Source organism: Bellilinea sp. (genome assembly GCF_053501535.1).
In genome coordinates this window covers 1-9441 of record NZ_JBRCOK010000164.1, presented here as the reverse complement: position 1 = coordinate 9441, position 9441 = coordinate 1, and the positions used below count along the sequence as shown (strand labels likewise).

Here is a 9441-nt window from a genome sequence, read left to right as displayed (position 1 = left end):
GATCCACCCGCCGCACAAACTGATACCCTGCCGGGACGGGCGCCACCGTCCGATTGACCCCGCCGCCAACGGCATTGATCAGCACCGTCAAACCCAACACCAACCCGGCGCTGACCAGCAGGGTCAGATACGTTCGGCGGTTTTGCTGCCAGCCAAACGCACCCCCATCCTGATTGCCCAAGATCAACTCGCGCAGCGCAGCCAGATTGCTGATGCGCGCCCGCGCCAGCCGGTACAGCCCAAAAATCAGCACCGCAAAGAAAGCCGCCACCCAGTTCGGATTAAGTCCGCTGTACTCCAGGAATCGCGCGGCGTCATCACTGACCGGCCCGCCACCGCTGGCAACAACCAGCGGGATGACCACCCACGGAATCAACGAGCCCAGCACCCCGGCGGAAGTAATCAATTTCAGCGTTTCCAGCAGCGGACTTGCCCGCCGCGGCGCAAGCAGCAAAAACGAAAGCCATACCAGCAAGGGCAGCCCCATGCCTGCCAGGCTATTCAAGACCTCCCCGCTGCGGTTGAGCTCAGCGCTGGTGCGGACATGTGCCCCCAGATTGAAAAAGTTGATATCAAACACATGCACACTCCCGCCCGAAAGCCACGCCACCAGCGCATGGCCGCCCTCATGCAGAAAGGTGTACATCAACAGTACCCATAAAAACAAACCGAGCGTCAGTAGAACAGAAAGAGAACCGTAGGATTTGGTGTTTGTGTTCATGAAGTGAATTATACCCGCTCAAAACCCGCCCTCACCTCACACTTGCCCGAACTTCACCCCCTTTGGCGTTTGACAGCCCTCTCCTTCTTTTCTACAATAAGGCTATGCGGCGGCCTTCATGGGATTCCTACTTCATGAAAATTGCCGAAGATGTTGCCCTGCGCAGCACCTGCGACCGTGCCCAGGTCGGCGCGGTGCTGGTGCGTGAAAAGCACATCATTGCCACCGGTTACAACGGCTCACCGGCCGGGCTGGACCACTGCGACGATGTCGGCCACCTGATTGTGGACGGACATTGTGTACGCACCGTTCATGCCGAAGTCAACGCCATCATCCAGGCAGCCGTTTTTGGGCTGGCAACCCGCGATGCAGTCTGTTATGTCACCCACTTCCCCTGTCTGAATTGCACCAAAATGCTGATCAATGCGCGCATCTCACGGTTGGTTTACCGCGAACCCTACCGGATTGACCCCATCGCTCTCCAGTTTCTGGAGCAGGCGGGCATTCAGGTGATTCACTGGCAAACAGAAGCTCCGGCACCGCCAGATTGACCCCCTCCTCGCCATGACCAGATTCCCACCGCACAAAGCCTTGGATGCCGTGATCGTCGGCAGCGGACCCAACGGCCTGGCAGCCGCCGTCCATCTGGCGCAAAATGGGCTGAAAGTGCTGGTGCTTGAAGCCGCCGCTGAAATGGGCGGCGGTTTGCGCAGCGCCCAACTGACCCTGCCCGGTTTTATCCATGACCCCTGCGCCACCGTTCACGCCCTGGCGGTCAATTCGCCCTTCCTATCCACACTGCCGCTCAGCGACTACGGTCTGCGCTGGCTTTACGCGCCTTATTCGGTTGCCCATCCGCTGGATGACGGCCGCGCTGTAACGGTCAGCCGCTCCATCGAAGAAACGGCTGCCGAGCTGGGCAGTGATGCAGCTGCCTACCACCGATTGATTTTCCCGCTGGCGCGCTCCGCCCGCCAGATCCTGACCGATTTTTTAGGCCCGCTGCCGCTGCCGCCGCGCCACTGGGGGGCGGCGCTTCGCTTTGCCCCGCTGGCATTGCTGCCGGCCGAGCGCCTGGCAAAGCTGGCTTTCCGTACGCCGCCGGCACGCGCCCTGTTCGGCGGAATGGCCGCCCATGCCATTTTACCGCTGCATTTTGCCGGAACGGCCGCCTTCGGTTTGGTGCTCCACATGCTTGCCCATACCAGCGGCTTCCCCCTGGCCGAAGGCGGCTCAGCCCAACTTGCCCATGCGCTGAGTGAACACCTGCGCCACATGGGAGGAGAAATCCGCACCGGCTGGCAGGTGAACGCGCTGGACGAGCTGCCCCCCGCCCGTCTCACCCTGCTCGACCTGACCCCGCGCGAAGTATTGCGCATAAGCGGAGGACGCCTGCCGGATCATTACCGCCGGTCATTGAGCCGTTACCGCTACGGGCCGGGCGTGTTCAAAGTGGACTGGGCGCTGGACGCGCCCATCCCATGGAAAGCCGAAAACGTCCGCCGTGCGTTGACCGTTCACCTCGGCGGCACACTGGAAGAAATCTGTCAGGCAGAAGGCGCCGTTTGGCAGGGCAAAAATCCCGCCACCCCTTTCGTCATCCTCGTTCAACCCACCCTGTTTGACCCGCGCCGCGCACCGACCGGCAAACATATCGCCTGGGCATATTGCCACGTCCCTCATGCCAGCCCACAGGATTACCTGACCGCCATCGAAGACCAGATTGAACGGTTTGCGCCCGGTTTCCGCCAGCGCATCCTCGCGCGGCATACCTTCTCAGCCTTACAAATGCAAGCCTATAACCCCAATTATGTGGGGGGCGATATTAACAGCGGCGCCCAAACGCTGACCCAACTGTTCACCCGCCCGGTTTTCAGCCTCAACCCGTACCGCACCCCTCTTCGGGGTGTCTTTCTGTGCAGCGCTTCTACCCCGCCCGGCGGCGGAGTACACGGCATGGCTGGCTATCACGCCGCGCGGGCGGCGCTGAAAGAACTCGCCGCCCGCACAAGAGGGTGAATATAACTGTATTCACAATTAGGGTTTTTTGCCGCCGCCCTGCTCACCCGGTCCACCCGGAGAACCGTAACCGCTGCCGGGCGTAGGGGTTTCATCCGTCCACGGATTGCCGCCCTGCCCGCTGCCGTAGCCGCTGCCCGGTGTGGGGGTGTCATCCGTCCACGGATTGCCGCTGCCCGGCTGCGCTGGTGGAACATCCTGTTGGGGCAGCCCTTGCTGCAGCCGCTGGCGGAATTGGTGTGGCTCTTGTAAACCGTTCTCCACCCATTGCAACCGCTGTTGAATCATGCTGCGCGTTTGCACCAGCACCGCCTGATTGGCAGGCAACTGGCTCAGTTGTTCTTCCTGCAGGCGCAGCCGTTGACGGATTTGTTCCAAAGCCTGCAAAGCTTGCTCATCCGGCAGGTTTTGTGCAAACCGAAAGGCCTGTTCCAGTTGCGCCTCATAGCGGGTTTGCAGGGCTTCATCTGGCTGCTTCCCGGCCTCAATCATTGCCCGAATTTCAGTAATCCGCCGTTCCGCAAACTGCAGAGCCACCTGCCAGCCGCTTTCGGGCTGGTTGGTGAAACTCAGGCGGGCATCCTCGCTCCACAGTTTCAGTCCGTAGAGAGGCTGATCGGGCAGGCTGGATTGAGCTGCAGCCACGGTTGCCCCTCCCCCGCCAAACACCAGTGAAAGTACCAGTACCAAAGCAAGAATTGGATTAACCATCAGAGACCGCTCCTTTCGTTTCCAAAAGATCAAGGGCATCCACATCCCTTTTGTTATAGGACGCCGTTTTGGTGATTGAGATACGGTCTCTGCCAGTTGTTGAGCTGTTTGCAGGTAAGCAGCCCGGGTTTGAGCCGCCCGCTGCGGGTCACGCGGTGGTGTATTTTGAAGCGGCTGCAGGCGAGCCTTTAATTCATCATCCCATCTTTCGTCTTTCATCGGTTTTCCTTCTCCTTCCCATCCGGGTTTAACCAACGCCGCAGCGAAGCCACCGCGCGGTGCTGTAAGGCTTTGACCGCCCCAACCGGTTTTTCCAGCGCCGCCGCCACCTGTTCATTTTCCCAGCCTTCAAAATAACGCAGCACAATCACCTGCCGCTGATCGGGGGTAAGGGCTCGCAGCGCCATCCGCAGACGTTGTTTTTCCTGTTCGGTGTTAAAGGCATCATCCGCAGCATCATCCCCGTGACTGCCGAGGTTTTCTTCCAGTTCCACCAGCCGGGGTTGGCGGCGGAACAGGTCTGTGATCCAGTTATGCGCCACCCGGTACAGATAGGCTTGCAGATGATCGCGTGGACCGCCGCCGTTACGCAATGCCTGCAGGAAGCGCGAAAAGGTTTCCGCAACACATTCCTCCGCCAGATCGGCATCCCCCAACAGCCGCACCGCGTAGGAATACAACCGGTCGCTATAACGGTCATAAATCGCCGCCAGACATTCCAGATCAAAGCGGCGCGCGCCTTCCAGCAGGTGGTTTTCTTCATCCATCACTCTTAAAAGTATGACGCCAAAAAGCCAAAGCGGTTACGGGTTAAGCCCGATTTCTGAAGTACAATATCCCAATCATTCATGGATACCTTTTTAAGCAGGTCTGAGATGTCAAACCCATCCACACTTCCTCAACCCATCTGGTGCGAACAATTTCACGTCCGTGTCTTTGAAACCGATCTGAATAACCGCTGGAAACCGGCTGCCTTCTTTCAAGCCATGGAAGAAGCAGCCGCCAACCACGCCCGCAATCTGGGATACGATTACCCCGACATGATGGCAAAGCATATGATCTGGGTGCTTTCACGCATCAAAATTCAGTTCGAGCACTTTCCCACCATCCCCAATCGAATTGTTCTGCAGACCTTTCCGCGCGGCATTCAGCAAAAAATCTTCTTCACCCGCGACTTTTTGTTCACCACTCCGGCCGGCAAACGGCTGGCGGTGGCAACTTCAGCCTGGCTATTGATTGACCCGTACAAGCGGCGCATGTTGCTGCCCAATAGCCTGCCCGGCAACCTGCCGCTCAACGAAGGCCTGAGCACCTTGAACGAAAATCTGGAAAAAATTGCCCTGCCCGCCGAAATGTCCCCCGTTCTGACCCGTCAGGCTGCCTACAGCGACCTCGACCTGATGAATCACGTCAACAACGCCCGCTACGTCGAATGGATTTGCGACTGCTTTCCCCCCGAACATTACCGCCGTTACCAGCCGGCCTACCTGCAAATCAACTACAATCACGAGGTGCTGCCCGGCAGCAGCGTCACCCTCTCGGTTGGCGAACGCTCCGGCAGCCCGCTGGTGCATGTGATTTGCGGCAGTCTGAACGGCGAGGAAAGGCGCGCCTTTGAAGCGGAAATAGGCTGGCGGGAGTTCCGCCAGCCCGAATGAGTTTTGCCTGTACCTAGCGCGGGTCTACGATCCGCCCGGCGAACAAAATCGTACCGCTCTGCTGATCTTCAATCAGGAACAGGAAGGGGCGGTCAATGGTCAACTCAACCTCTTCCATGGGCATGGCACTTAACTCCATCACCACTGCAGTTGCCGCCGCGGCTTCGGTTCCCTTTTCGTTGACATCCACGTAGGCTTTATGCACCACATCCGCAATGAACAAATCTTTTCGCCCGGTCATGCCGGAAAAATCCGCCAGCTCGGCTTCAAAAGCAGCCGGCATGCCCATTTCCGCCAGTGTCTGGCTCAGGTTGAAACTGCTTTCCACCTTGAAGCGGGGCATGGATAAGCGCAAAGCCGTTAAGGAGTAGGATGTGCGAATCTCCTCCAACAGCTGAGGGCTGATGGCTTTCTCCACTTCCTCAAACTGACCTTCATCCGGTATGATGACCAGCATGCCCATCGCGCTGTCCTGGTAGGGCAAACGCACCACCTGGTAGTTTGGCCCCCGCAGGTAGAGCAGATTCTTTGCCAGCGACATCATGGGTACCGTCACCTGACTGCCATCCAGCAGGGTGAAAGCCGCCTCGCGGGTTGCGCCTTCATCAAACGGGTAAACCCACGCGCCTTTGAAGTAAATGGCGTTGACCAGCACCAGCCGGGTAAGCGGGTTCAGCACTCCCTCAGCAATCAAATCTTTGATTTTCTCCCGCGTTTGTTCCTCCACCCAACGGTTAATCCGCTGGCGGGCAGATTCCGGATCGTTGTAGTCCACCCGGTACATTCCCGCGCCGTAGTTTTCCGCCAGCAAGTCCAGAAACTCAGGCAGAAAATCGAAACCCGCCTGCCCCCACAACGAATTGGCAATGTTCAACTGAAACGGTTGTTCCTCCCCGCTGGCAGGTTTCTGCTCCAGCGGGCGCAGGTTCAGGTCCAGCATATTGAAGGCCGGATGGAGCTGTTCCTGCGGCAGGTTAAAATGCAGCGTTTGCGCTATTTGCCGCTCGGTATCACCGCGCGCTCCGGCGTAGGTCATTGCCAGTGCCAGCGAGATGCTGTAGGGGGAATAAAACAGGTTGCCCGGCTCCTGCGCCAGTCGCTGGTATAAATCCAGCGCAAAGGCGTTGTTGCCATTCACCAGTTCACGCAGGGCAATTTCCCCGCTTGGTGGGGCTGTATTCCGCGGGCGGGAAGAAATCAACACCTCATCCTCATCCATACCGCTCTCCTTGGGAGTGGGATTAACCGTCGGCTCGGTAGGCAGCGGTGTTAAGGCGGGGGAACAGGCCGTCAGGGTCAATAGCCCTGCCAGCAAAACGATCAGACTCTTTCTCCAAAGGCTCATCTCGTCCTCCTTTTCAGGTCAGCAGCTGCAAGTATTCGACAAAGGAAAGACGAAATAAGCCGCCATTTCGTTCCTGACCTGAGCGCCAATCCCACTTTGCCGGCAAGTCAAGGCTTTTTTACCGTCGTACGAAATTTGTAAGTTCATTGTAATTTTTTTGCCATTCAGAATTCATCAAGATGAGCGATAATCGGTAAATGAGGCCAATTGGTCGTGGCAGGTTGGTTCGCTCAGCCGGCAAGCCAGCGAGAAAACTTCCGGAATAATCCGACTCAAGTTGCCGGATGCAATTTCCCGCTCGCCTTTTCCGCATGCCAGACTCATTTGAACGGATGCTGTGAGGGGACACTGTGACACTTCGCAACCGCATTTTACTCTTTTCCCTGCTGGCGGGAGGAATTTCCATCCTCAGTCTTGTTTTGATTTCCAACACGCTGTTCCTCCGTCATTATCGCACGCTGGAAGAAAACCTGTTACATCAGGACATCCAGCGTGTCGAAGCCCTTTTGCAGCGGGATGCTGATTTCTTAAGCAACATTGCCGCCGACTGGGGCTACAGGGATGAAACCTACCACTTCATCAAGGGACGAAACCCCGCTTATACTCAGGATAACCTGACCCCCACAACCTTTCAGGGGCTGGGGGTAGATGTGATGGCATTTTATGACGCGAACCTGCACCGGGTTGCAGAATTTTCGATCAACCCGTTCACGTTTCATCCCATCCCCCTGCCGGAGGACATTGACCGGCAGATTTTCAAGAATTTTCTCGGGCATATACCTCCCGAACCGCAATTTCAATCCAAAGGGCTGATTCAGACTCAGTTTGGGCCGTTGATGATAGCCGCACGCGCCATCCTGCGCAATGATGCGGTCGGTCAACCGGCCGGCTTGATTGTCATCGGGCGCTACCTGAACAACCTGCGGTTAGCCGAATGGGAAGAAGCCACCCATCTTTCCATCGAAGTAGAAACCATCACCAATCCCCAACTGCCGGCTGATTTCCGCGCGGCATTCAGCCAACTGCGAAATTCCGACACAGATGTGGCGGTATTTCACTCAACCCAGGCGTTCCAGCCCCAACACATCACCGGATTCAGCCTGCTGACCACCCTGCGGGGCGAACCCTATTTGATGCTGCGGGTGAGTAAAATTCCCATCATTTATCAGGTGGGGTTGAAAAATTTTCGCAATTTTCTGCTCTTCCTTGCCATTCTGGCGGTGGTGATGGGCAGCCTTTCGTGGGCATTCTTCAACCGCACTCTGACCAAGCGCTTGTTTGCCATTATCCGCGCCATCAATCGTTTTCGCGATTCCCACGACTTCTCGATCAGCATTCCCATACAGGGCAAGGATGAACTGACCCAAATGAGTCTCGCTCTCAGTCAGATGGTGGCGGACATGGGGCGGTATCATTTTGCCCTGGCTGCCTCCGAACGTCAGTACCGCGAGATGCTTCAGAACATGCAGATGCTCGCCGTCATCCTCAACCGCGAGGGAAGGATCGTCTTTTGCAACGAGTACTTCATCAACCTGACCGGCTGGAACTGGCACGAAGTGCTGCAAAGCGATTGGTTCGAGCGCTTTGCGCTGCCAGAAGAACGACACAAACGCCGCGAACGCTTTTTGCGGCACATTCAGGAAGAAAACATCCATCACCATGATGAGTCCTGCATCCTCACCCGGGCAGGCGAAAAACGGCTGATTGCGTGGAACAACACCTTCATCCGCAACCCGGATGGCTCAGTAGCCGGCATGGCACGCATCGGGCAGGATATTACCGAGGTGCGCCGGAATGAAGAAAAAATCCGCCAGCATTTACACGAAACAGATTTGCTGCTGGCGCGTTTGAAAACCTTGCGGGAGATTGACACCGCCATCACCAGCCCACGCTCCTCCGAAGAAAAGATGGGCATCATCCTCAACGTCATCAAAAACGCCCTGGAAGTGGATGCGGTCAACATCCTCACCGAAAGTGTGCCAGGCTACCTGCTGCCTTACGCCAGCCGCGGTTTCAATCTGGCGCAAATCATGCCCATTTCTGCCCAGATTGGTGTGAAAGAAGCCGAGGAGTCGCTTGCCAGCGGCACACCGCTGGTCATCAACCGTTTGGTGACCGGAGAACTGTCCCACTGGCTGACCAGCCGCTTCAGCGGTTTTGTCCCTTATCAGTTTTATGCCGCCGCGCCAATGACGATTGAGGGTCAACGCTACGGCCTGCTGGAAGTATTTGCTCACAAGCCGCGCACACCTTCGCCCGAGTGGCAGGAATTTTTCCAGACGCTTGCCTCTCAAACCGCCATAGCCCTGGATCACAACCAGATGATTCAGGACATTCAACGCGCCTACCAAGAATTGCAACAGGCTTACCGCGCCACCATCGAAGGCTGGTCGGCAACGCTGGAACTGCGCGACAAAGAAACTCAGGGGCATTCTGACCGCATGCTGGAATTGAGCGAAAAACTCGGCCGGCGTATGGGGTTGAATGAAAAACAGCTGCAAGATTTGCAATACGGTGTTCTGCTGCACGACATCGGCAAAATGGCTGTCCCGGATGCCATCCTCAACAAACCCGGCCCGCTCAATGAAGAAGAATGGACAGTCATGCGCCAGCACCCACAGTATGCTTACGACCTGCTTTCCAAAATCCCCTTCCTGAGAGGCGCCATGGATGTGATTTACTGCCATCACGAACGCTGGGACGGCAGCGGCTATCCGCGCGGATTGAAAGGGGAGCAGATACCCCTCTATGCGCGTATTTTTGCAATTGTGGATGTGTGGGATGCCCTGACCCACGACCGCCCATATCGTCAGGCGTGGAGTATTGAGAAAGCGCTGGCATACCTGCAAGAGCAGGCGGGCATTCAGTTTGATCCGCAGGTCGTAGAAACGTTTACCGCGCTTATTCAGGAAGAATATCAGCCCGAAACTTTTGTAAACGGTAATTCGGCTTGAGGGTAAATTAACGTCAATTCGGGATAAATCATT

The 9441-nt window shown here is 56.9% G+C and carries 8 protein-coding genes; 4 read left to right on the top strand and 4 right to left on the bottom strand.

Annotated features, from left to right (window positions below):
* Positions 1-721 (bottom strand): M50 family metallopeptidase (locus tag ACWIZX_RS14910; protein WP_448336350.1); only part of this gene is annotated, 721 nt, incomplete at its 3' end.
* Between the two features lie 104 nt (positions 722-825).
* Here ACWIZX_RS14910 and ACWIZX_RS14905 point away from each other — a divergent pair.
* A complete protein-coding gene (locus ACWIZX_RS14905; RefSeq protein WP_322791382.1) occupies positions 826-1272 on the top strand; it encodes a deoxycytidylate deaminase in 447 nt (148 codons plus the stop codon).
* 13 nt (positions 1273-1285) lie between these two features.
* Positions 1286-2740, top strand: a complete 1455-nt coding sequence (locus ACWIZX_RS14900) for a phytoene desaturase family protein (RefSeq protein WP_448336349.1) — start codon at positions 1286-1288, stop codon at positions 2738-2740.
* 18 nt (positions 2741-2758) lie between these two features.
* On the opposite strand, the gene ACWIZX_RS14895 is transcribed toward ACWIZX_RS14900, so the two are convergent.
* Together ACWIZX_RS14895 and ACWIZX_RS14890 are read right to left on the bottom strand one after the other, a co-directional pair.
* Positions 2759-3670 (bottom strand): DUF5667 domain-containing protein, encoded by a 912-nt coding sequence (locus ACWIZX_RS14895; protein WP_448336348.1) that lies wholly within the window; start codon positions 3668-3670, stop codon positions 2759-2761.
* A complete protein-coding gene (locus tag ACWIZX_RS14890; RefSeq protein WP_448336347.1) occupies positions 3667-4218 on the bottom strand; it encodes an RNA polymerase sigma factor in 552 nt (183 codons plus the stop codon). Before ACWIZX_RS14890 ends, ACWIZX_RS14895 begins: the two co-directional genes overlap by 4 nt.
* Before the next feature lie 108 nt (positions 4219-4326).
* Here ACWIZX_RS14890 and ACWIZX_RS14885 point away from each other — a divergent pair, with 108 nt between their 5' ends.
* Positions 4327-5109, top strand: coding sequence for an acyl-[acyl-carrier-protein] thioesterase (locus tag ACWIZX_RS14885; RefSeq protein WP_448336346.1), 783 nt, complete (start codon positions 4327-4329; stop codon positions 5107-5109).
* Between the two features lie 13 nt (positions 5110-5122).
* Here the strand turns inward: ACWIZX_RS14885 and ACWIZX_RS14880 are convergent, their stop codons facing one another.
* Positions 5123-6454 (bottom strand): serpin family protein, encoded by a 1332-nt coding sequence (locus tag ACWIZX_RS14880; RefSeq protein ID WP_448336345.1) that lies wholly within the window; start codon positions 6452-6454, stop codon positions 5123-5125.
* Positions 6455-6804: 350 nt separating this feature from the next.
* Between ACWIZX_RS14880 and ACWIZX_RS14875 the strand changes: the two genes are divergently transcribed.
* The gene (locus tag ACWIZX_RS14875) at positions 6805-9408 is read left to right on the top strand and encodes an HD domain-containing phosphohydrolase (protein WP_448336344.1); all 2604 of its coding nucleotides are present in this window, start codon (positions 6805-6807) and stop codon (positions 9406-9408) included.
* Positions 9409-9441: the final 33 nt, after the last annotated feature.